Consider the following 23,106-nt stretch of genomic DNA (forward strand, 5'->3'; position numbering starts at 1 on the left):
AATTATAATGGGCCATTAGTTTCTTTTCTTCATAGATTAATTGTTAATCCGTTGTTGATGGTAGTTCTTTTAGCATCTTTATTTTACCAAGAGTATCACTCATATAAGAGTTCAAAATAATAGATTTTTTATGAAAGACAGAGTTTATTTATCGTCTCCCCATATGGGAGCGAATGAATTATCGTATATAAGAGAAGCCTTTGAAACAAATTGGATTTCTCCTATAGGACCACATTTGAATCAATTTGAAGATAAAATAGCTGAATATACAGGAGTGAAATCTGTGGCAGCATTAAGTTCTGGTACAGCAGCTATACACTTAGCGCTAATATTATTGGGTGTAGAAAGAGGAGATGAAGTAATATGTAGTTCCTTTACATTTGCAGGGAGTTGTAACCCTATTGTATATCAAGGAGCAATACCCGTGTTTGTCGATTCCGAAAGGGAAACTTGGAATATGGATCCGCAATTGTTGAAGTACACAATTGAAGATAGAATAAAATTAGGTAAAAAGCCGAAAGCCATAATCCTGGTACATTTATATGGTATGCCTGCTCATATCGATGAGATAATTGAAGTAGCCAGAGAGTTTGAGATACCTGTTATTGAAGATGCGGCTGAAGGATTAGGTTCATCATATAAAAATCAGAAGCTGGGTAGTTTTGGGGATTTGAGTATTTTATCATTTAATGGTAATAAAATTATTACTACCTCAGGGGGAGGTGCGTTGTTATCCAATAATGAACACTTTGTTCAAAAGGCAAAGTTTTTATCTACCCAAGCACGTGATAGTGCAGTCCATTATGAACATACACATATTGGATACAATTATAGATTAAGTAACGTAAGTGCAGCGATTGGTTTAGGGCAAATGGAGGTCTTAGATAATCGAGTAACTAGAAGACGCGAAATTTTCGATATTTATAAAAATGAGTTAAATTCAGTAGAAGCAATTGTATTTCTCGAAGAGCCTCAGGGTTATTATTCCAATCGGTGGTTAAGTACAATTTATATCGATCGGAAATATGCAACCGTTGATCGAGAAGATGTAAGGAAGTTGCTTGAAAGTAACAATATTGAGTCAAGACCTTTGTGGAAGCCTATGCATCTACAACCTGTTTTCAAAGACAGTCCTAAGTATGGGGGAGAAGTTAGCGAAGATTTATTTAATTATGGGTTGTGTTTGCCGTCAGGTTCAAATATGAATGATGTAACTCTAAATAGGGTTATAGAATTAATAAAGAGCTTATTTTAGGTTACAAAAGTTGAGACTAATGTATAAACACTGATATTTAAACTTGTAAAAAATGACTCTTGTAAGTTTTTTGAATATGTGGGCGAATAAAATTTTACTTTCATTTAGTTTTTTGATACTTTCTTCGGTTTTGGTGCAAGCTCAAACCAATGGCGATTATCGAAGTCGTCAATCAGGAGATTGGTCTTCATCAACTACGTGGGAAGTTTTCAATAGTGGATGGGTAAATCTTGAAGATGCAGCTGCAGGGCTGTACCAAGATCAAATTCCAAGTGATGTCAGTGGTGCGATACTAATTTCAGCAAATAATACGGTTAATGTAACTTCAGGTACTATCTCCGTTGATCAACTTACTATTGCGGCTAATAATGCGGCCATTTTAAGTGTTAATAGTGGAGCTACCATGATTATCAATAATGGATCTGGAAATGATTTTTCTTTTTTAGCAGGCGGTTTTGGGGGCTTTATTGCAGGAGAGTTAAGAGTTAATGGAGTGGTTTCTTTGGAGGAAGGTGCAGTTATTAATAATTCTATAGCGAACAGGCTTTTTGTTAATGATGGAGGGGTTTTTAGACATAATTATACTACCACTGCTGGTACTATACCTACAGCAACTTGGGCTGATGGATCAACACTAGAAATCGCTGGTTATACGTCCAATGAGGTGCCTCCATCAGGTTTGTCTCAGAGCTTTTATAATTTTGTATGGGATACTCCGAATATATCTAATGAATTTGGTGTATTTGATTTAAATGGCGCTTTATCAGGCACAATTAGAAATAATTTAGAAATAAGAAATACCGGGTATATCTTTTTCGTATTTAGCCAATCGGTGGATTACAGCCTGATGATTAATAATGATTTCATAGTAGAAGGCAATTCCTTAATTGCATTTAATGGATTTGACCCTAGTATAACTCCAGAGGTGACCATTCTTGGAGATTTTATTTATAATTCAAATATTGTTGGGCAACCTAGTTGGTTATCTATTTTATCTACACTTACCCTTGATATTAATGGAAATTTGTTATTGCAAAATGGTGAAATTGACTTGATTAATACCACAGGGGCTGGAACGAGTTCAATGACTATCAATCTAGAAGGGAATCTAGAAATGGCGTCTGGTACCATCTTAACTTGTACTGACGGTGTAGCAGATTTTCACTTTGATGGTGTCAATCAAACTTGTACTATCAATGGGAGTCAAACAGGAAATATTAACTTTGAAATTGATGCAAATTTAAGTTTAGGTACCAGTGTGTTATCTGGAAATGGTTCATTGTTTTTACACGCTGGGGGTACATTAAGTGTTGGTTCTACAGACACCAATGGTGCAATACAATCCGGTCAAGTAGGAGGTAATATTAGGTTAACTGGAACAAGAACATATGCATCTGGCTCAACAATTTTATATAATGGTACATCTGCACAGTTTATAGGTACAGGTCATCCGCAAGGCAATGGTATCACTTTAAGTGTTGATAATGCTAATGGAGTTAGTTTGGCTTCTGATATAACAGTTGGGAATGCATTAAACCTAATTAGTGGAGATTTAAACGTAGGGAATTATACACTTACACTAAATGATGGAATAACAGGAGAAGGTCATATTATAATTATAGCGGGTTCAAGTATAATATTGAATGGTGCAGGTTCTAATGGAGTGTTTCCACTAACAACAGCCTCTACACTGAATAATTTAACGGTAAATCGTTCAGGAGGCGGAGTGGTGTTTGACCAAGACATAACAGTTAATGGAGTATTAAGTATGACTGCAGGTGAGTTAGATTTTAGTAATCAAAGACTGGCTTTAAATGGAACTTATGAAGGGACTGGAGTTTTAAGATCTAACAATGTGAGTATGCTAACGATTGGTGGATCAGGAGATTTTGGAACGATAGCTTTCTCTACTGAAGCGAATCAGCTAAGCCAGCTCACCATTGATAGGACTACTTCAGGAACGGTAAATCTGTTAGGAACATTATTGATTAATAATGCAATTACTTTAACGAATGGGCAGTTTGATATTTCATCAGGAGTCTTGCAAATGGTTAATGGAGCTGATTTCAATAAAAATTCTTCCGGTATTTTAAGTGGTAACAGTCCAGAAGTTACTGTAGGAGAAACTTATAACCTCAATTACTTAGGAGGTACTCAAACAACAGGGGAAGAAATGCCATTATCAACAGACCTTTCTTCTTTAGGAAACTTGACCATTAATTCATCTGGTGTGGTTACGTTAGATCAAGACATTCAAGTTAACGGTGAAGTAACATTAAGTTCGGGTACATTCGGTGTCGGTAGTAATATTGTAACGGTAAAGGGTAACTGGATAAGAAATAGTGGTGCATTATCATCCAATTATTCTGGGTTAATATTATTTGATGGCATTACGAATATTTCAGGTACAGGTACTCCTACGTTTACTTCAATTCAGGCTACAGAGTCAAGTTCATTAGTATTTCCATCTGGCATTGTGAATTTTACTGGTAATGTTCAAATTGATGCTGGAGCTGCTTTTAATGCAAATGGGGGTTCTGTTGTACTAATTGGTACAGCAAATCAATTATTAGCGGTAAGTGGTGCTCAACTGAATAACTTAACTATTAATAAATCTGCAGGCAATGTTTCTTTAAATAACAACTTGTCTATGATTGGAATACTTCAACTTTCAACCGCAACTACTTTAAACACCAATGATCAGCTGACTTTATTGTCTTTGTCAGAGGATCCTTCGCAGAATGCTTCTGTAGCTGCATTACCTGCTGGAGCTTCAATTGTTGGTGAGGTTGAAGTACAGAGGTATTATGGCTCAACATCCTCTGCTGTTTGGCGTTATATTTCTTCTCCGATAACAGATGCAACTATTGCTGAATGGAGCCAGAGTTTTGCTGTTTCTGTAAATTCAATCTACTATTATGACGAGACTGCCAGTGGTTCATCGCAAAATGGATATACTATTTATGTTAATGGCCCGGTAACAGTCGGAAGAGGTTATGCCGCATACTTTTTTGATGGTTCGGCAAAAAATATAAAGGTAAAAGGACCATTGAATCAGGGTACAGTTGATTTAAATGTGACCTATACTGTAAGTGCTCCAGCAGATACTTCTGATGGCTATAACTTAGTTGGGAATCCTTTTGCGTCCACAATAGATTGGGATAACACTGAAGGTTGGACTAAAACTAATATTAACGCCACTATTTCAGTGATGGACGATGAAGCTGGATACTTCAAATACTGGAATGGTACTACAGGGAGTTTAACAGGAGGTAGGTTAGCTCCTGGTCAAGCATTTTGGGTGAAAACAAACGCACCTAGTCCACAATTAGTTGTTAATGAAGCTGCTAAGACAAATACCCGAGCCACCATTTTAAGAGAAGCAGCCGATGAGCTTGAAAATGTATTGACTATAACCATGACGGAAATTCAAACCGGACAAATGGATGAAACATACTTGTTGTTCAATGCTGAGGCAACGGATGCTTATGATAATGATTTTGATGCTGTAAAAATGAATAATCCCAAATTTGATTTGGGTTCAATGAGTAGTGATTCTAGAACTTTGGCAATTAATGTGATGAGTAAGTTAGCCTGTTCAAAAACTATCAATCTTACAATAGCTGATGTTGAAGAGGGAACTTATAAGTTGAATTTCAATGGGGTCGCTTCGTTTAAAGATATCGAAAGTGTTTATTTACATGATAGCTATTTGGATCATTACCTCAATTTAAATGAAGAAGCAGTTTACATGTTTAATATCGATTCTCATCAATTATCAGGAACTAAAAATAGGTTTTCTATAATTTTTGATAAAAGTGAGCCTGCCATACAATTAGAAAATAGGGCTGTATGTACTGCGGAAGATTTGATTTTTTCTTTAGGTAGTATTAATTCTGCAGATTTAAAAATCACTGTTGATGGATATGAGGTCGAATACCAAATTACCACTGAAAATGTTGTTACAATAGATCATGCTAAATTAAAAAGTGGAGCTAATTTAGTAGAAGTAAAATATGTTTCAAGTTGCAATAATCAATCTATGTCTACAACATTTAATGTTGAAAATAAGAGTATAGATTTATCGATTAAATTCGATGGTAAAAGTTTAAAAACTCAAGAAAATGTAATTGGGAATTGGTATTATGAAGACGAATTAATCAGTCTTGAAAAGAGTTATATTGAACCAATAGCAAGTGGAAATTACAAGTTTATGTATGAGCAAGGAGGGTGTAGTAATACTTCTTTATACAACTTAACTTTAAACGAAGATGTGAGTATTGATGTATACCCAACTGTTACTTCTGATTTCATAAATATTCGTTCAAAAGAACAGATTAATGATATAAATGTTGTAGATGTAAAAGGGAAAACTTATGCGTCTTATTTTTCCAGTGATAATGATTCTTATAAAATTAATGTAATGTCATTGCCGTCTGGTGTATATTTGTTAAAGGTAAATACAGATAAGACCTATACCTTTAGATTTATAAAAAATTAGTATGAATACAACTAAGCCTATAATAAAACATTTCAAATGGATACTAGTGTTAACACTTTGTATGACCTGTTATGTTTCAGCAAACGCACAGCCTGGTAATCCAGGAGATACTCCAGATCCGCCAGTACCCATAGGTGGTATAGAAATTTTATTGGTAGCAGGGGGAGCTCTGGGTGTTCGTAAGCTTATAGGAAGTAAATCAAAGTAATTTAAAGTACTCGTTTTTGATTACAAAGTTTTTAATTCAACTAAGAATATTACCTAGATGGGTAATTATAATCCTGGATTTATTTATAGTAGGAAGCGCTACATTTTTGGCGTACCTATTGCGATTTAATTTCGAAGTAAATTTCTTAGGATATTTTAATGCTACTACAGGTATTGTACTAAATGTGACAGCTTGCCTGATCGCATTGTTGGTCACTAAAAGTTATGCTGGTATTGTCCGCTATACTGGGTTGCATGATGGTTTTAGAGTTTTTGCTACATTGGTATTAACTCATTTAATAACTTGTGTTATTAATTTGGGGTATCTAATTATTGAAGGGCGAAATTTAATTCCATATTCAGTTATTCTAATTTCATTCCTAGCGTCTTTTGTTTTTTTGTTTCAATATAGGCTGCTAATAAAAAATATATTTAGCTATTATAGAGGAGGCAAATTTAGTAGAAAAAATAAGGTTGTTATTTATGGCGCAGGGCAACTTGGTATAATCACTAAGCAAGTTTTGGATAGTAGTGAAGATGGTGAATATAAAGTTGTAGGCTTTCTGGAAGATGAGACTAATAAGGTCGGTAAAATTATAAATGGTACGCCCATTTATAACGGAGTTGATAATTTAAAGCAGGTGTTGTCAAGTCTTAAAGTTGATGAATTAATTATTGCAATTCCTTCGCTGTCATTAATACGGAAAAATGAAATAGTAGATATATGTCTTGAGGAAGATGTAAAAGTGAGTTCTATTCCGAAGGTTAAGGACTGGGTGAAAGGTGAGTTGAGTGTAAATCAAATCAAGGAAATAAATATAGAGGATTTACTAGGGAGAGAATCTATTGAATTGGATAATCAGCCTATAAAGGAAGAAATCAATGGTAAAAAAGTAATTATAACTGGTGCTGCGGGGTCTATAGGAAGTGAGTTGGTTCGTCAGATATGTAATTATAATCCCAAATCTTTGATTTTAATAGATCAGGCAGAATCAGCTTTATATGAGATAGAAAGAGAGATTTCGACTAAAGCTAGGGAAGGTATATTATGTTTTTATGTTGCGGATATCTCTAACAGTCGTAGAATGGAGGAAATATTCGAATTCCATAAACCTGATATTTTATTCCATGCAGCTGCTTATAAGCATGTGCCTTTGATGGAGCGTAATCCTTCAGAGGCTGTATTATGTAATGTTTTAGGTACAAAAAACTTAGCAGACTTATCTATTAAGTATTCCTTAGAAAAGTTTGTTATGATTTCAACAGACAAAGCTGTTAATCCTACGAACGTAATGGGCTGTTCTAAGAGGATAGCTGAAATATATGTTAGGTCGCTCTACAATTATTATCGTGCCGTTTCGACTGACTGTACACTCTTTGTTACTACCAGATTTGGTAATGTTTTAGGGTCTAATGGAAGTGTAATTCCATATTTTCAAAAGCAAATAGCTAGTGGAGGCCCTGTAACAGTGACTCATCCAGATATTACTAGGTATTTTATGACTATACCAGAGGCATGTCAATTGGTTTTGGAGGCAGGAGCTATGGGAAGGGGAGGAGAAATCTTTATATTTGATATGGGTAAGTCTATTAAGATTGTAGATCTTGCTAAGAAAATGATTCAGCTGTCGGGGTTGGAGTTAGACAAGGATATTGAAATAGTTTTTACGGGCTTGAGACAAGGTGAGAAGCTTTATGAGGAGTTATTGGCTAGTAAGGAAAATACGGTGCCAACTCACCATGAAAAAATAATGATAGCAAAGGTTCTAGAGTATGAATATGGACAAATTAGTGAATCATTATCGGAGCTAGAACTTCTTTTAAGGCAGGACGATGATTTCGAAATTGTTAGAAAAATGAAAAGTATTGTCCCTGAGTTCAAGAGTAAGAGTTCCAAATATGAATTATTAGATGAAGAAATGATCAAAGCTTCATGAAGATAAATTGGATAACAGGATGATTAGTTGACTAGTCGTCACTAAAAAAAAGGAGATGCGATCGCATCTCCTTTTTTTATTAGTCACCTTTATCGTCTCTTAGGTCTTCTTCTTCTATGATATGATTTCTTACGCTTATACTTTGATGTACTAATGATTTGAGCAGGCAGGTAGTACTCTAGTTTAATATTCAATATAAAGTATCCGTCATTGTCATTTGGGTTGCCACGTATATGTCCCTCTTCTTGACCTAAAGGTGTTAATGGAGGGTTTAGTGCGTGGCGTTTGTCAGCCATTGCTTGGGCTAAAGGATCTTCGAATGAAGAATGTAGTTTGTATGTTGTACTAACATCATCTAAATAATCTGTAAATGTTAACCTATATCCGCCTTCAATCCCAATATTAAAAAAAGGATTAATTTTATATTTAAAGCCCGCACCAAATGGAATTACCAGTGTCATGCGGCTATAGCTAACACCTTCTGTTTGTAGTGGTTGTAGGGCTATGTATTTCCCTGCCTCACTTAGTTCGTTTCCATTCCAGTCAGTAGCAGGAACTTCTCCCTTTGGGTTGAAATATAGAAAACCAATACCAGTGAATACATACGGGTTAAATTGAGGTCTTTGGTAAAATTTAAATCCTTGTGGGAACAGATGCAATAGTCCTGTTGCTGATATTTCAAAGTTGTCTGATCGGAAAGATAGGTTTCTTCGGTTTTTACCCGCTGTATCGGAGTCAATATCATCACCACCCATTCTGAAATATGCAGCTTCTATTCTTCCTGATATATTAGGGTGAAAGTAATATTGTAATCCCAAGTTAACATTAAGCTTTGGGTCTATGTAATCTCCATTATCTTTTAAGTCCCCGAAATAAGTAGATGTTCCTGTGCCAAAAGAAGCTATAAAATCTCTACTGTTGCCTAATTTATAGAAGCTTTGAGCTGCTATATCTAAGGAGGTTATGATTAAAAAAAATGTAAATAGGACAAGTTTGGGCATGAACATATACAGATCTAATACAAATTGACTACAATTTACGGATAATGTTTCTTTTTAGAAAAGAAGTGCTACAAAAGTATTGTAATATAAAATAAAAAAGCTTCACTAATTTTAGTGAAGCTTTACGTGCGCCCGGAAGGATTCGAACCCTCAACCCCCAGAGCCGAAATCTGGTATTCTATCCAGTTGAACTACGGGCGCAACATAGTACTAACTTTTATGCTAGTACTTCTTTAACTTTGGCTGCAGCATCTTTTAACAATATTGCTGAAGCTACTTTTAAGCCAGATTCTTCAATTATTTTAGCACCTTCTTCAGCGTTGGTACCTTGTAATCTTACAATAATTGGTATTTCAATATTCCCAATTTTCTTATAAGCTTCTACTACACCATTTGCAACTCTGTCGCATCTTACAATACCACCGAAGATGTTAATTAATATAGCTTTTACGTTAGGGTCTTGTAGGATAATTCTGAAACCTGCTTCTACAGTTTCAGCGTTGGCACCTCCACCTACATCAAGGAAGTTGGCAGGCTCACCACCAGATAATTTAATGATGTCCATAGTAGCCATAGCTAAACCAGCTCCGTTTACCATACAACCTACATTACCATCTAGTTTTACATAACTAAGTCCTGATTTTCCTGCCTCAACTTCTGCAGGATCTTCTTCTGTTATGTCTCTTAGTTCTTTAAGATCTTTATGTCTAAATAAAGCATTGTCATCAAGGTTAACTTTAGCATCTACAGCTAAAATTTTGTCATCAGATGTTTTCAATACAGGGTTGATTTCAAACATTGATGAATCAGTTGATTCATATGCACTATATAGAGAGTAAATGAATTTAACCATTTCTTTGAAGGCATTACCTTCTAAGCCCAAAGCGAAAGCTACTTTTCTAGCCTGAAAACCTTGAAGACCTACAGTAGGGTCAATCCATTCTTTAACAATTTTTTCAGGTGAGTTTTCAGCAACCTCTTCAATGTCCATTCCACCTTCAGTAGATGCCATGATAACATTACATCCTTTTGCTCTATCAAGAAGAATACTCAAGTAATATTCTTTAGGTTCAGAATCGCCAGGGTAATAGACATCTTCTGCTATTAAAACCTTACTTACTTTCTTACCTTCCTCACCAGTTTGGTGAGTTACTAAGGTGCCTCCAAGGATTCCTTTTGCTTTCTCAGGAACTTCTTCTAATGATTTAGCTAGTACTACACCATTTGAATCCGTTTCTTTAACTTTTCCTTTACCTCGGCCACCCGCATGAATTTGAGCTTTAACTACATACCAGTCAGTTCCTGTTTCTGCATGTAATTGCTTAGCTGCACTCAGGGCTTCTTCTGGAGTGTCTGCTACAATCCCCCTCTGAACTCTAACTCCGTAACCTTTTAATATTTCTTTTGCTTGATATTCGTGGATGTTCATGCTCTCAAAATTTTTGCACGAAAGTAGGCCATTTGCTTATATATTTCAAGTAATCGTGATTTAATATCTTTATTGTATTTATGGGAGGTGCAATTTTGTTATGTTTGAACTATTAAATACTAATAAGCGCATGTTAACAGCCCAGGGAATATATAAATCGTACAAAGAGTTACAGGTATTAAAGGGAATAGATTTAAGTGTAAAAGAGCAAGAGGTTATTTCTATTGTAGGTGCATCTGGAGCCGGTAAAAGTACTTTGTTACATATTTTGGGTACGCTGGATAAGGCTGATCGTGGTAGCTTGGAGATAAAAGGGCGAGAGGTTAATTCACTTTCTAGTAAAGAGAAAGCGGCTTTTAGAAATCAGTATTTAGGATTTATATTTCAATTTCACAATTTATTGCCGGAGTTCACTGCCTTCGAGAATGCCTGCATACCAGGGTATATTCGAAAGGCGAGCCCAGAAGCTGTTAAAAAAAGGGCTAACGAATTGTTTGATATTTTAGGGATATCTGGAAGAAAAGAGCATAAGCCTTCAGAGCTATCAGGTGGTGAGCAACAAAGAGTGGCAGTGGCGAGAGCTTTAATTAATAACCCCGCCATAATTTTTGCTGATGAGCCTAGCGGTAATTTAGATAGCAAAACAGCCAAAGAATTGCACAGTTTGTTTTTTCAGTTAAGAGATGAATTGAATCAAACTTTTGTGATAGTAACTCACAATGAAGAGTTGGCCGATATGGCTGATAGAAAGCTAGAAATGGTAGATGGACGAATTGTTTAATTCATCCATCTTATAAATATTAATGTGTGAGAATTTCTTGATTTAGCTCTTCAACTTCTACAGTTCCGTTATTGTTGATTGAAGTCAATTTTACTTTTTTTAGTTCATTGATGAGAACGGGATCGTACTTGGCGGCTACTCTTACGTAATTATTGGTAAAGCCATGCATGAAACCATTTTCTACATCATCTTCAAATAAAACAATGTCTTCTCGTTGCAAATTTTGTTCGTAGAAATAGCGTTTTTTCTTTTCAGACAAAGTCCTCAACATTTTAGAACGCTTGTTTCTTGTTTTTAAAGGGATTGCTTCCTCCATTTCTGCCGCCATGGTATTTGCTCTTTCGGAGTAAGTAAATACATGCAAATAAGAAATGTCTAACTCGTTTAGAAATTGATATGTGGTAAGGAAATCCTCTTCGGTCTCGCCAGGGAAACCTACAATTACATCAACACCAATACAGCAATGAGGCATAAGCTCCTTTATTTTAGCCACACGGTCGATGTATAGCTGGCTTAAATATCTTCGCCTCATGGCCTTTAATATTTTGTCAGAGCCAGATTGTAGGGGAATATGAAAATGAGGCACAAACTTTTTGGATTTGGCTACAAATTCAATGATTTCGTCATGTAGTAAATTCGGTTCAATTGAAGATATTCTTATTCTTTCAATATCTTCAACTTCATCGAGCGCCTTTATTAGGTCCAAGAATCTATCTTCTCTTTTTCCATTTCTAATACCAAAATCTCCAGTATTAACACCTGTTAGCACAATTTCTTTAACGCCAGATGCCGCTATTTCTTCGGCACTTTTAATAATGTTTTCGATAGTGTCACTTCTACTATTGCCTCGGGCCAATGGAATGGTACAGAATGTACATCCATAATCGCAGCCATCTTGTACTTTTAAGAATGTGCGAGTTCTATCATTGATTGAAAATGCATTATTAAATGTAGTTGCTTCTTCTATTTCTGATGCTAATACCTGAGGTTGTTCAGGTCTTACAAAGCCATCGAGCAACTCAATTAATCGAAATTTTTCTGCTGCACCTAAAACAGCGTCAACTCCGGGTATTTCTGATATTTCTTTTGGTTTTAATTGAGCATAGCAACCTATAATAGCTATGTAGGCATTAGAACTGATCTTTCTAGCTTCTCGTACAATCTTTTTACATTTTTTATCAGCATTTTCTGTTACAGAACATGTGTTGATAATATAAATGTCAGGGGTGTCGGTGAATTCTACCTTTTTATATCCCTTCTCCTCAAATTTTCTTGAAATCGTAGATGTTTCAGAAAAGTTAAGTTTGCAGCCCAGTGTGTAAAATGCGACTTTTTTCATTGGACTGCAAAGTTAGTAATTAAATCGCTAATGCGCAGATTACCCAGTAACTTTTAGTTAGTAGGGCCATTATCCATACGAGATTCAATTAGTTTTTGTATAGAAACAGATACATTGCTAAATAAATCATAGCCTCTTAGAGCCTCTATATTGTCTACAGTAGTTCTATAGTCAGGCCAATTTGTACTGATGTTTTGGTTGTTGGGAATGTCGACAGCAATAATTCTTGTAGTTGAATTGACTCTTGATAAATCGTTTGTTCCTTCAGGTAAAACCAATATTACCTTCCATATATTGCTAGGAACCGTGATTTTCCCCTCGGCTAAGGTAGTGGCATAACCATTTCTTCCTGTACCTCCGGTGCCATAACTGCCCATTATGATGTATAATTCATTTCCCTGTGCTACAAGCTTACGGCAGTAGCTTTCTAGGCTAGCCCAAACCCTTTGGTTGTTGTTGGGGGCTTGAGGAATTATATTAGTCATTAAGAAGGTATTTTTATTGTCCGTGGTATTAAGGGTTCTGTCCGCACTAGGGCAGTTATGCCCCCGGTCAAACCCACTGTTGGTATAGTCACCCGTATTTACGTGATACCAATCTGATGGAATTGATGAATCAATAGTGAAATTGTTTGATCTGGCCGATGAGCCTAACCAATCTTCATTAAGATGCCAGCTTACCCAATTGGGTGTGCCTCTATCTCTGTGATATGACATGGCATATTGATTTTTTTTGATGAGGTAATTCCAGTAGAAATAGGAGTTGTTGGAGGCGTTGCTGGGGTTGCCCATGAGTAAATTGTCATCTTTGCCATATCGGGCTTCTGTACTCCCTGCTTCGGTTTGAGTACCCTTTGATTGTTGTGTGGGTCTGACTATTTCTTCTGCACAAGAAAATATAACAGCGGACAGTGCTATTAACGCTATGCGTTGAGATTTGAAAAAATTCATTTAGTATTCTATTTAGGTTGATGCCTGTCAATATCTAAAATAAATACTAAATATAAGAGGAAAATATGTTATAGAAATATTAATTATTTAAGGAGGGAGTAAAAGTCGCATACAAAGGTGTATGCGACTTTGTATATTATAGACTCATTAAGTCTTTTTCTATTTTGATAATTAGCTCATCTAATTCAGCGTTTATTTTAGTGTAATCAGAAACATCTTTCATTTCTTTATTTACACTAATATAAAATTTGATTTTTGGCTCAGTACCAGAAGGTCTTGCTGAAATTTTATAGCCTTCTTCAGTGAAAAACTGTAACACATTAGATTTTTCGTAATCTATAGTTTTAGAGGTATTGTCTACAGTATTTAAGTCAGTGCTATTTTTGTAATCAATTACTCTTGTAACTTTTGATCCCCCAAAGCTTTCTGGTGCTTTATCTCTAAAGTTTTTCATCATTTGCTGTATTTCCTCAGCGCCTTGCTTACCTTTCTTGGTAATGGAAATTAACTTCTCCTTGTAGAAGCCACACTCTCGGTAAATTTCAAGAAGCAGGTCAAAAACAGATTTGCCTTCTGAACTTGCATAAGCACACATCTCTGCAATCATGGCACAAGAAGCTACAGCATCTTTATCTCTTACAAATTCTCCAATAAGGTAGCCGTAACTTTCTTCACCACCAGCAATGAAGGTACGTTCGCCTTCATTTTCTCTAATAATTGAAGCAATGTATTTGAAACCTGTTAATGTGTCGTATGAATCTACTTTGAAGTAATCAGCAATTTTCTTAATTAACTCCGTAGTTACAATGGTTTTAACAATGTATTCATTGCCTTTATATTTGCCTAATTCAGCCCATCTTTTCAAGATGTAATATATTAACAAACTACCTGTTTGGTTTCCATTTAGTAGTTGGAATTCGCCTTCGTTATTTTTTACAGCTATTCCTACTCTGTCAGCATCAGGATCAGTGGCCATTACTAGGTCCGCATCAACTTCTTTAGCCTTGTTTAATGCTAATTTTAATGCTTCTGCTTCTTCTGGGTTCGGATATACCACAGTAGGGAAATTTCCGTTCGGCTCAGATTGCTCTTTAACTACATATACATTTTCGAACCCATAATTTTTTAAGCACTGTGGTACTACCGTTACGCCTGTGCCATGAATAGGAGAGAATACTATTTTTAGGTTTCTTTGAGAAGCAACAATATCCGGAGATAACGATAAATCTTTTATTTCATCTAAATATAACTTATCAATTTCACTACCTATGGCGTGAATAATTTCTTTGTTAGCAGTGAATTTCACATCGTTGATACTGCTAATTTTATTGACCTCATCTATTACGTTCTTGTCATGTGGTGCTACCATTTGGGCTCCATCATTCCAATAAGCTTTGTATCCGTTATATTCTTTGGGGTTATGAGATGCAGTTAATACCACTCCGCTATGACAGTTAAGATGCCTAATAGCAAACGATAACTCAGGGGTAGGTCTTAATTCTTCAAAAAGAAAAACTTCTATGTCATTGGCTGAGAATACGGCAGCTACAGTTTCTGCAAAAAAACGACTATTATTTCTGCTATCATGAGCTATGGCTACTTTTACTTGCTCGTTAGGGTAAGTCTTTAATAAATAGTTAGCCAAACCCTGAGTAGCCATTCCTACTGTATATTTATTCATTCGGTTAGATCCCATGCCCATAATACCACGTAAACCTCCAGTGCCGAACTCTAAATCTTTATAAAAGGCTTCAGTTAAAGCTTCTTCATCATTCAGTAGAGCTTCAAGCTGTGCTTTTGCTTCATCATCTATGTTACTTTCAAGCCATTTTTGAGCTTTTTCTTTGATCTCACTCATGAATTGTAATTGATATTGTTTTGGAAAAAATGTTTGTAATATGTGCTTAGAACAGTAAAACCGTTAGGCCAATCTAATTGTTTAGAATCACCTGTTAATTTAACTGACATGTCAATTATAGAATAAAATTAACCTGAATTTTGGCTAAAGTACTATTAACACTTAATAATTTGTTTTTGCGAAAATAAAAAATATAATTAATTAGCTTGATGATGGGATTATAATTTTCAGTATATCAAAACTTTTTGCTCAAGTCTATGTTTCATATTGCTGATGTATAAAGATTAGAACGATATATTTTGGATGTTTATTCAAGTCTTTTGACTTTTGCAGACGCAAATATAAAATTCAGAAAAATGGATATAAATAAGCTTGATCAGGACCTTACTCTGCTAATTGAGAAGAAGATAGAATTAGAGAAGGTTGATTACAGTAGTGAGAAATACGATGATTTAGAAGAGGCTCTTCATGATCTTGAAGATGATTTCTTAGAGGAGTACGGAGATTATTTAGAGGATGCTTTTCACGAAGTGCATGACGAGTTTTGTCCTGATAGTGATGTGCTTTTGCCGATTGCTTATTTGCCCAATAAGGTGAGCAAGGTAGATGATAAATTTGTTACTACTGCTGACCAGGGAGTATATGTGGAGGTTGATGATTATGCAGGAAAAGATACTAAATTACTCTTGTTGCCACAGCCCACAAGAATTATACTTCATATAGATGCCAATAATAGCGAAGTTGTTTGGACTGCCAAATAACCGAAATATAATAAAAGGGTGAAGTTAACTTCACCCTTTTATTATATTAATATCCTAGTTTTATTCTTACCTTTTCAAGTACAGTTTTAGCTATCGCTCTAGCTTTATCCTCACCTTCTTTTAGTTTTTGATCTAGCTCGTTAGTGTTTTCCATATAATAATTGAAAATTTTACGAGGCTCTTCAAATTTAGCAAGCATTAATTCATAAAGCTCTTGCTTAGCGTGGCCATAACCGAAGTTTCCGGCCAAATATTTTGCTCTTAATGCTTCAGTTTCTTCAGTAGTGGCAATTAGTTTGTATATAGCATATACATTGCACGTATCAGGGTCTTTAGGCTCTTCTAAAGGTGTACTGTCTGTTACTATAGCCATAACTCTTTTTCGGAGCTGTTTTTCAGGTAAGAAAATATCAATGGTATTACCATATGACTTACTCATTTTCTCCCCATCAATACCTGGTATAGTCATTACATTTTCATCTATCTTAGACTCAGGCACTACAAATGTTTCACCATATTGGTTGTTGAAAGAAGTAGCAAGGTCTCTGGTAATCTCCAAGTGTTGCTTTTGATCTTTACCTACAGGCACCATATTGGCATCGTAAAGTAGTATGTCAGCTGCCATTAATACAGGGTAAGTAAAAAGTCCTGCGTTAACATCCGCTAGTCTGTCAGATTTATCTTTAAAAGAATGTGCATTGGCCAACATCGGAAAAGGAGTCATACAACTCAAATACCAGGCTAATTCACAAACTTCAGGAATTTTAGATTGTCGGTAGAATATGTTTGAAGAAGTGTCAAATCCAAAGGCAAGCCAAGCTGCGGCAATTGCATTTACATTTTCGATTCTTATTTCTGCATCTTTAATTGTTGTTAAAGAGTGGAGGTCTGCAATAAAGAATAATGATTCATTATTTTCTTTCTTCGATAATTCTATTGCTGGTTTAATGGCCCCAAGTATGTTGCCTAAGTGAGGTCTTCCACTACTTTGTATTCCTGTGAGGATTCTCGCCATGGTCGATTGTTTTTTGTACAAATAAACGGAAAACCTGTTAATTTTCTGTAGGGATTGAGGGTAGTAAAGTGAAAATGCGTTTTATTTTTTGGTTTTCAGAGGTTTATAATCCACTGTGATTCGCTTTTTAGCTCTGGCCTCTAGAAAAAGCGCTGGCTTTTTTCGGTTTTTAACTGTTATTGACTTGTTAATTAGTGAAAGCGTTATATTTAAGCATTGGATTTTTATTACTTTTACAAAAACTAAACCTTCTATTTACTATGAAATTGAAATATATTCTTATACTTATTTTAGGTGTTGCAGCTATTCAGCCTGTAATGGCTCAGCAAGTGGAAGAGCTGGTTTTTACGGAAAAAACGTATGATTTTGGTAAGGTGAAGGAGGCTGATGGACCTATTATTCATGAGTTTAGTTTTATGAATAAGGGGATGGAGCCCATTAAAATTACCAATGTAAAAGCCTCTTGTGGGTGTACTACACCTGATTGGAGTAGGGATGTTGTAAAACCGGGAGAAACAGGTTTTGTGCAGGCGCAGTATAATCCGCACAACAGACCAGGATCTTTTAATAAAAGCTTAACAGTAACTCTCGAAAATAAGAGTGAACCTATTCGTTTGTACATTAAAGGTCATGTAACTCCAAAATCTAATTCGCCCGAAACAGAATTGACTACGGATTTAGGGGCAATAAAGGTGAAGCACCGTTCTTTTAATATAGGAAAGGTATATACCTCTGAAGAACCTACTGTGAAAGAGTTTGAGGTTTACAACGATTCAGATAAACCAATTAATTTCAAAGATAAAATAGACGCGCCAGATTATATTAAGATTGATTTTGTGCCTAACACATTAAAGCCTAAGGAGCAGGGGGTGATGAAAATCTCTTACTTTGGAAATAAGAAAAATGATTATGGCTTTAGCTCTGATAATGTGAGATTTTTTACAGATGAGGCACCTGAGAATGCTGATAAATCAATAGCTATTTATGCCACAGTGTTGGAATATTTTCCTCCAATGAATCAAGAAGAAATACAGAGTGCCCCTAAAATTAAAATAATGGCTCCTGTTTATGATTTTGGTACTGTAAAAGCTGATAAGGAGGTGAAAACAACTTTTACACTTGTAAATAATGGTAAAAATGAGTTGAAAATTCGCCAAGTAAAGTCTAACTGTAGTTGTACAATGGGTAAAGTGAAGAAAGAGACTTTAAAATCAGGTGAAACAACCGAACTTGAAGTTGTTTTTAACTCAGAAGGTAGAAGAGGAAATCAACAAAAATCAATTACGGTTTATTCTAATGATCCTATAAACTCAGCACAGAGAGTTACTATAAAAGCTTATGTAGATAGAGAAGAGGACAGTAAGTAACCATTGCACAAGTTAAACTTATATATTGAGCCGCCAGTAATATGGCGGCTTTTCTTTTTTATAGAGTTTATATATTTGTGGGATAGTGAGTATTAAAAAATGTATAGTAAAGAACAAGTTTCAAAATTAAGACAGGAATTCTGGACCACTTTTGGGAAATATATTTCTCCACATTTGTCTGCAGAAGGATTAAAGGTAAACTGGATAAATTATAAAACAGGTATAAAGGATGTCTATTTCAGAATGCGTGCAGATAAAAAAACAGCATATATTGGAATAGAAATCACTCATCAGGATGAAGGCCTCAGAGAATTGTTTTATGAGCAGTTTTTAGAGCTTAAGTTAATGCTTGAGATGAATATGGAGGAAGAGTGGATATGGGACACTGAAGCTTATGATGAGGTTGGCGGTGTAATTAGTAGGATTTATATAGAGATCGGTGATGTGAATATTTTTAATAAGGATACATGGCCTGCGTTAATATCATTTTTTAAACCAAGAATAATAGCCTTAGATGCTTTCTGGGCTGATGGGAAATACGCTTTCGATGCGTTGAAATAAGAGCTAGCCTTTAATACTAGCTCTTAATATGATTTTTATTATTTAGCAAAGTAAGCCTTTATCTCACTCATAATATTTCCCCATTGTTTTTCATCCCCTTCTAATGCCAGTATAGCTTCTTTAGCTTTGGATTTGCCAAATCCATAGGCCTCTTCGAGAGTGATCTTTGGAGGTAAGGTTAATGCTCCGGCTGTTACTACCGCATCTATTACAAATGGCTTATCAGAGTCTATGGCTCTTTTAATGGCAACGGGGATGTCTTCAGCTTTTTCTACCCTCATGCCGTCAGCGCCACACGAACGAGCATAAGCTACGAAATCAGGATTTTGTAACTTAAGAGCTTCATCTGCCATAGGAAAACCCGCCTCTTCCATTTCCATTTTTACAAAACCTAATTCACTGTTATTGAAAATGATGATTTTGATAGGGTAGTTATACCTAACCGCGGTTACAAGGTCTTGCATACTCATGCCGAAGGCACCATCACCCACCAGTCCCCAAACTTGCCTGCCTGGATATGCCGCCTGAGCTCCCAAGCAAGAAGGAAGGCCTACAGCCATAGAGCCATGATTAAAACTTCCAATAATTCTTCTGTTGTTATTAAAAGTCATATACCTCACACCCCATACTACAGATTCTCCAGTGTCCATAGAGAAGATGGCATCGGTAGAGGCCTGGTTGTTAAGTTCGGCAGTGAATAAATTCGGTAAAAGTGGGGTGTGATCATTTTTAAGACTACTTTCTTCTTGCATTTTTTCTAACCACTTTTTATGAGCGCTTTGATGACTTAATAGAAAAGTGCTGTCTTCATTTACTTTTACGCCTTTATTAATTCTGTTTACGGTATTGGCAGCATCGCCAACAATGCCATGTGAGATGCTAGTTCTGTTCCCTAAGTTTTCTGGTCTAATGTCAATCTGAAGTATTTGTTTGTCGTGAGGCAAGAAATTGCTGTATGGAAAATCTGTGCCGACCATGATCAGGGTATCGCAATTGAGCACAGCGCTGTAACCCGGGTGGTTGCCTATGAGGCCAGTAAGTCCTACCACATTATCTATACTTGAGTCGAATACATCAGAAGCTTTTAAAGTATGCACAATAGGGGCCTTAAGTTTAGTCGATAATTCTAGAACCTCAGCTTTGGCAGTTCTAGCTCCACAACCAGCTAATATTGTAGTCTTACCACTTGCATTTAGCAGCTCTATTGCTTTAATAATATCAGTATCATCGCAAACTAATTTTGAATTAGACCTCATTATAGGGTGGTCAAAATAAGAGGCGTCTATTTTTTCTGTGGTGATGTCATGGGGTATTTCCAGTCTAACCACGGCCTTATCCCATAAGGCTATTTGTAAGGCTTTTGTAACTAATCGGGGAGTTTGATCGGCAGTTCTGATGATACCCTGAAATGCACAAATATCATCAAAGATTTTTTTAAGGTCTGTTTCTTGGAAATAATCAGTGCCAATATTGCTAGTAGGTACCTGCCCAGTTATGGCCAATACAGGAACTCTAGCTTTCTTTGCATTATATAGGCCATTGATTAAATGCAACGCACCAGGGCCTACTGTGCCGGCACAAACAGCAATGTCCTCTGTTAACTGCGCTGAACCATAGCAGGCAAAGGCTGCATTTTCTTCATGTCTTACTGAAATCCATTCAATATCATCATCTTTTTGAATGGCATCAGCAAAGGTGTTAAGCGCGTCACCTGTTACTGCCCAAATTCTTTTTACTCCTACTTCTTTTAATTTATGAATTATATATTCTGCTACTGTCTTTTTCATAAGCTTAAATGTTTATGATAATAACAAGTAGCAGAACAACATGTTAGCTCTGAAAGGCTAAAATTACACTCCAATTGAAGTTTTAGGAAGAAAATGCAGGTATGCCAGTAATTTCAGCGCCTAAAATTAACAGGTGTATATCATGAGTGCCTTCATAAGTGATTACTGATTCTAAATTCATCATATGTCTCATAATAGGGTAATCACCTGTAATGCCCATTCCTCCGTGGATTTGTCTGGCTTCTCTGGCTATTTGAAGTGCGGTGTCAACCGAATTTCTTTTCGCCATAGATATTTGTGCAGTAGTAGCTTTGCCTTCATTCATCATTTTTCCTAGCTTCCAGTTCAATAGTTGGGCTTTGGTGATCTCAGTAAGCATTTCTGCTAGCTTTTTCTGTATTAATTGAAATGAGCCGATAGGTTTATTGAATTGATGTCTTTCTAAAGAATATCGCCTTGCAGAATCGTAGCAATCCATAGCAGCACCAATCGCTCCCCAAGCAATACCATAACGTGCACTGTCTAAGCACATCAAAGGGGCGCCTAGTCCATTTTTTCCTGGTAAGAGGTTTTCTTTAGGAACTTTTACATTGTCAAAAACTAGCTCGCCAGTACAGCTGGCACGTAACGACCATTTGCTATGTATTTCAGGTGCAGTAAACCCTTCCATCCCTTTCTCTACAATCAGACCATGGATTCTTCCGGCTTCATTTTTGGCCCAAACTACTGCCACATCAGCATATGTAGAATTGGAAATCCACATTTTTGATCCATTTAATAAGTAATGGTCTCCTTTATCTTCGAAGTGAGTAGTCATGCCGCTAGGATTAGAACCATGATCTGGCTCTGTAAGACCAAAGCAGCCCAACCATTCTCCTGATGCCAGTTTGGGTAGGTATTTGTTCTTTTGCTCTTCTGAACCAAATTTATAGATAGGATACATGACTAAAGACCCTTGTACTGAGGCTGTGGACCTCATTCCCGAATCTCCTCGTTCTATTTCTTGCATTATAAGCCCGTAAGAAATGTAATCAAGCCCACCGCCTCCGTATTGTTCTGATATGGTAGGCCCAAAAGCACCTATATCGCCAAATTTCTTGACTATTTCGGTGGGGAAGTGAGCGTTTTGAGCCCATTCTTCAATGAAAGGACTTATTTCTTTTTTTACAAAATCGCGGATAGAGTTGCGAATGAGCTTGTGTTCTTCGGTGAGCAGGTCATCAATGTTATAAAAATCTGGAGATTCAAATAAATCATTCGATGCTTTTTTATTCGATGCGTTTATAGTCATGAGCGTTAATGATTTGGGTTATTCATTTATTAGTATCAAATTTACGCAACATTTAGCTAATTACCTGTTGAAGAAGTATGCAGAAGTCGGAGGTTGATCCCAAGATTTTGGATCAAATTAAAAAACTGGAAGAAAAGTACGAAGCCATGGGGCAAAATTTGTCAGCCTATTTAGATGGTCTTTTGTATTCAGATTACCTAACCTATTGGGATTATATCCATCTAGATACCTTGTTGAGTCTTCAAAACCCCAAAACTGGTATTGAAGATGAGATGACATTTATTATTTATCATCAGCATACGGAGTTGTTTTTTAAGCTCATACTGTGGGAGATAGAGCAGTTAGCTAACCATCCTGAACCTGATGAAGCTTTCTTTATTACCAAGTTGTCACGCATGGTACGTCAGTTCGAGGTATTAGAGAATTCTTTTATGGTAATGATGGATGGCATGGATAAGGAGCAGTTTCTTAAGTTTCGAATGTCTTTATTGCCCGCTAGTGGATTTCAGTCAGCACAATATAGGCTGATAGAATTGAGCTCTACTGATATACATAACTTAGTAAGTTATGAGAAAAGGGATATGGTGCTACCTGATGATATTATAGAAACGCTACTGGATAAGATCTATTGGCGTGCAGGAGCTACAGAGCTGGCTTCAGGTAAAAAAACACTTACACTTAAGCAGTTTGAGCAGAAGTATATGGATACTTTTATCAATAGAGCGCGTGAATATGGAGGAAAAAATCTACTAAGAATATATCAACGCTATTTTAGCCAATCTGAAAATCCTGAAATAATTAAGCTATTGAGAGATTATGACTATGCGGTAAATGTAGCATGGAGGTTGGCGCATTATAAGTCTGCTGCCAACTATTTACACAAAGATGCTCAAGATATAGCCGCTACAGGCGGTACCAATTGGCAAAAGTATTTGCCTCCAAGATTTCAGAAGATTGTATTTTTTCCTGAATTATGGTCTGAACAAGAATTAAAAGAATGGGGCAAGCCATGGGTAATGAAAGAAATATTTAAATCTTGAAAAGGTTAAAATTTCGTATTTTAAAT

17 protein-coding genes and 1 tRNA gene are annotated in these 23,106 nt (G+C 36.1%); 9 read left to right on the forward strand and 9 right to left on the reverse strand.

What is annotated here, in order from left to right:
- Window positions 1–130 precede the first annotated feature (130 nt).
- From ACXACQ_RS14500 to ACXACQ_RS14515, 4 genes are read left to right on the forward strand one after another with little or no spacing between them, the layout of a single operon-like run.
- Window positions 131–1,255, forward strand: a complete 1,125-nt coding sequence (locus tag ACXACQ_RS14500; protein WP_474976674.1) for an aminotransferase class I/II-fold pyridoxal phosphate-dependent enzyme — start codon at window positions 131–133, stop codon at window positions 1,253–1,255.
- 52 nt (window positions 1,256–1,307) lie between these two features.
- Window positions 1,308–5,756, forward strand: a complete 4,449-nt coding sequence (locus ACXACQ_RS14505) for a T9SS type A sorting domain-containing protein (protein ID WP_474976675.1) — start codon at window positions 1,308–1,310, stop codon at window positions 5,754–5,756.
- 1 nt (window position 5,757) lies between these two features.
- Window positions 5,758–5,964: a hypothetical protein gene (locus ACXACQ_RS14510; protein ID WP_474976676.1), complete on the forward strand. Its 207-nt coding sequence runs from the start codon at window positions 5,758–5,760 to the stop codon at window positions 5,962–5,964.
- Window positions 5,965–5,980: 16 nt separating this feature from the next.
- A complete protein-coding gene (locus tag ACXACQ_RS14515; protein WP_474976677.1) occupies window positions 5,981–7,900 on the forward strand; it encodes a polysaccharide biosynthesis protein in 1,920 nt (639 codons plus the stop codon).
- A gap of 89 nt (window positions 7,901–7,989) precedes the next feature.
- Here the strand turns inward: ACXACQ_RS14515 and ACXACQ_RS14520 are convergent, their stop codons facing one another.
- From ACXACQ_RS14520 to sucC, 3 genes are all read right to left on the reverse strand, one after another.
- Window positions 7,990–8,901 (reverse strand): DUF6089 family protein, encoded by a 912-nt coding sequence (locus ACXACQ_RS14520; RefSeq protein WP_474976678.1) that lies wholly within the window; start codon window positions 8,899–8,901, stop codon window positions 7,990–7,992.
- 127 nt (window positions 8,902–9,028) lie between these two features.
- Window positions 9,029–9,102, reverse strand: a tRNA-Arg gene (locus tag ACXACQ_RS14525).
- Between the two features lie 16 nt (window positions 9,103–9,118).
- The gene (gene sucC / locus ACXACQ_RS14530) at window positions 9,119–10,330 is read right to left on the reverse strand and encodes an ADP-forming succinate--CoA ligase subunit beta (RefSeq protein ID WP_474976679.1); all 1,212 of its coding nucleotides are present in this window, start codon (window positions 10,328–10,330) and stop codon (window positions 9,119–9,121) included.
- A 130-nt stretch (window positions 10,331–10,460) separates the two neighbouring features.
- On the opposite strand from sucC, the gene ACXACQ_RS14535 reads away from it, so the two are divergent.
- On the forward strand, window positions 10,461–11,111 hold the full coding sequence (locus tag ACXACQ_RS14535) for an ABC transporter ATP-binding protein (RefSeq protein WP_474976680.1): 651 nt from the start codon (window positions 10,461–10,463) through the stop codon (window positions 11,109–11,111).
- Between the two features lie 19 nt (window positions 11,112–11,130).
- On the opposite strand, the gene mtaB is transcribed toward ACXACQ_RS14535, so the two are convergent.
- From mtaB to ACXACQ_RS14550, 3 genes are all read right to left on the reverse strand, one after another.
- Entirely contained in the window at window positions 11,131–12,450 is a 1,320-nt protein-coding gene (gene mtaB, locus ACXACQ_RS14540) for a tRNA (N(6)-L-threonylcarbamoyladenosine(37)-C(2))-methylthiotransferase MtaB (protein WP_474976681.1), read from the reverse strand.
- A gap of 53 nt (window positions 12,451–12,503) precedes the next feature.
- Window positions 12,504–13,400: a DNA/RNA non-specific endonuclease gene (locus tag ACXACQ_RS14545; protein WP_474976682.1), complete on the reverse strand. Its 897-nt coding sequence runs from the start codon at window positions 13,398–13,400 to the stop codon at window positions 12,504–12,506.
- Between the two features lie 136 nt (window positions 13,401–13,536).
- On the reverse strand, window positions 13,537–15,258 hold the full coding sequence (locus tag ACXACQ_RS14550; protein ID WP_474976683.1) for a phospho-sugar mutase: 1,722 nt from the start codon (window positions 15,256–15,258) through the stop codon (window positions 13,537–13,539).
- 356 nt (window positions 15,259–15,614) lie between these two features.
- Here ACXACQ_RS14550 and ACXACQ_RS14555 point away from each other — a divergent pair, with 356 nt between their 5' ends.
- Window positions 15,615–16,019 (forward strand): hypothetical protein, encoded by a 405-nt coding sequence (locus ACXACQ_RS14555; protein WP_474976684.1) that lies wholly within the window; start codon window positions 15,615–15,617, stop codon window positions 16,017–16,019.
- Window positions 16,020–16,065: 46 nt separating this feature from the next.
- Here the strand turns inward: ACXACQ_RS14555 and trpS are convergent, their stop codons facing one another.
- Window positions 16,066–17,034 (reverse strand): tryptophan--tRNA ligase, encoded by a 969-nt coding sequence (gene trpS / locus ACXACQ_RS14560; protein WP_474976685.1) that lies wholly within the window; start codon window positions 17,032–17,034, stop codon window positions 16,066–16,068.
- Window positions 17,035–17,294: 260 nt separating this feature from the next.
- On the opposite strand from trpS, the gene ACXACQ_RS14565 reads away from it, so the two are divergent.
- Together ACXACQ_RS14565 and ACXACQ_RS14570 are read left to right on the forward strand one after the other, a co-directional pair.
- The gene (locus tag ACXACQ_RS14565) at window positions 17,295–18,401 is read left to right on the forward strand and encodes a DUF1573 domain-containing protein (protein WP_474976686.1); all 1,107 of its coding nucleotides are present in this window, start codon (window positions 17,295–17,297) and stop codon (window positions 18,399–18,401) included.
- Window positions 18,402–18,500: 99 nt separating this feature from the next.
- Window positions 18,501–18,962, forward strand: coding sequence for a DUF4268 domain-containing protein (locus ACXACQ_RS14570; RefSeq protein WP_474976687.1), 462 nt, complete (start codon window positions 18,501–18,503; stop codon window positions 18,960–18,962).
- A 38-nt stretch (window positions 18,963–19,000) separates the two neighbouring features.
- Here ACXACQ_RS14570 and ACXACQ_RS14575 read toward each other — a convergent pair whose 3' ends face one another.
- On the reverse strand, window positions 19,001–20,749 hold the full coding sequence (locus ACXACQ_RS14575) for a thiamine pyrophosphate-dependent enzyme (RefSeq protein WP_474976688.1): 1,749 nt from the start codon (window positions 20,747–20,749) through the stop codon (window positions 19,001–19,003).
- Between the two features lie 82 nt (window positions 20,750–20,831).
- A complete protein-coding gene (locus ACXACQ_RS14580; protein WP_474976689.1) occupies window positions 20,832–22,040 on the reverse strand; it encodes an acyl-CoA dehydrogenase family protein in 1,209 nt (402 codons plus the stop codon).
- A gap of 77 nt (window positions 22,041–22,117) precedes the next feature.
- On the opposite strand from ACXACQ_RS14580, the gene ACXACQ_RS14585 reads away from it, so the two are divergent.
- Entirely contained in the window at window positions 22,118–23,080 is a 963-nt protein-coding gene (locus ACXACQ_RS14585) for a tryptophan 2,3-dioxygenase family protein (RefSeq protein WP_474976690.1), read from the forward strand.
- Window positions 23,081–23,106 lie beyond the last annotated feature (26 nt).

It is taken from the genome of Fulvivirga sp. AWR4_260 (assembly GCF_056158185.1).

Bases quoted from the DNA above. Each gene is read 5' to 3' on its own strand.
- ACXACQ_RS14500 (WP_474976674.1), top strand. From the start codon at position 131: ATGAAAGACAGAGTTTATTTATCGTCTCCCCATATGGGAGCGAATGAA.
- ACXACQ_RS14505 (WP_474976675.1), top strand. From the start codon at position 1,308: ATGACTCTTGTAAGTTTTTTGAATATGTGGGCGAATAAAATTTTACTT.
- ACXACQ_RS14510 (WP_474976676.1), top strand. From the start codon at position 5,758: ATGAATACAACTAAGCCTATAATAAAACATTTCAAATGGATACTAGTG.
- ACXACQ_RS14520 (WP_474976678.1), bottom strand. From the start codon at position 8,901: ATGCCCAAACTTGTCCTATTTACATTTTTTTTAATCATAACCTCCTTA.
- sucC (WP_474976679.1), bottom strand. From the start codon at position 10,330: ATGAACATCCACGAATATCAAGCAAAAGAAATATTAAAAGGTTACGGA.
- ACXACQ_RS14535 (WP_474976680.1), top strand. From the start codon at position 10,461: ATGTTAACAGCCCAGGGAATATATAAATCGTACAAAGAGTTACAGGTA.
- mtaB (WP_474976681.1), bottom strand. From the start codon at position 12,450: ATGAAAAAAGTCGCATTTTACACACTGGGCTGCAAACTTAACTTTTCT.
- ACXACQ_RS14545 (WP_474976682.1), bottom strand. From the start codon at position 13,400: ATGAATTTTTTCAAATCTCAACGCATAGCGTTAATAGCACTGTCCGCT.
- ACXACQ_RS14550 (WP_474976683.1), bottom strand. From the start codon at position 15,258: ATGAGTGAGATCAAAGAAAAAGCTCAAAAATGGCTTGAAAGTAACATA.
- ACXACQ_RS14555 (WP_474976684.1), top strand. From the start codon at position 15,615: ATGGATATAAATAAGCTTGATCAGGACCTTACTCTGCTAATTGAGAAG.
- trpS (WP_474976685.1), bottom strand. From the start codon at position 17,034: ATGGCGAGAATCCTCACAGGAATACAAAGTAGTGGAAGACCTCACTTA.
- ACXACQ_RS14565 (WP_474976686.1), top strand. From the start codon at position 17,295: ATGAAATTGAAATATATTCTTATACTTATTTTAGGTGTTGCAGCTATT.
- ACXACQ_RS14570 (WP_474976687.1), top strand. From the start codon at position 18,501: ATGTATAGTAAAGAACAAGTTTCAAAATTAAGACAGGAATTCTGGACC.
- ACXACQ_RS14575 (WP_474976688.1), bottom strand. From the start codon at position 20,749: ATGAAAAAGACAGTAGCAGAATATATAATTCATAAATTAAAAGAAGTA.
- ACXACQ_RS14580 (WP_474976689.1), bottom strand. From the start codon at position 22,040: ATGACTATAAACGCATCGAATAAAAAAGCATCGAATGATTTATTTGAA.
- ACXACQ_RS14585 (WP_474976690.1), top strand. From the start codon at position 22,118: ATGCAGAAGTCGGAGGTTGATCCCAAGATTTTGGATCAAATTAAAAAA.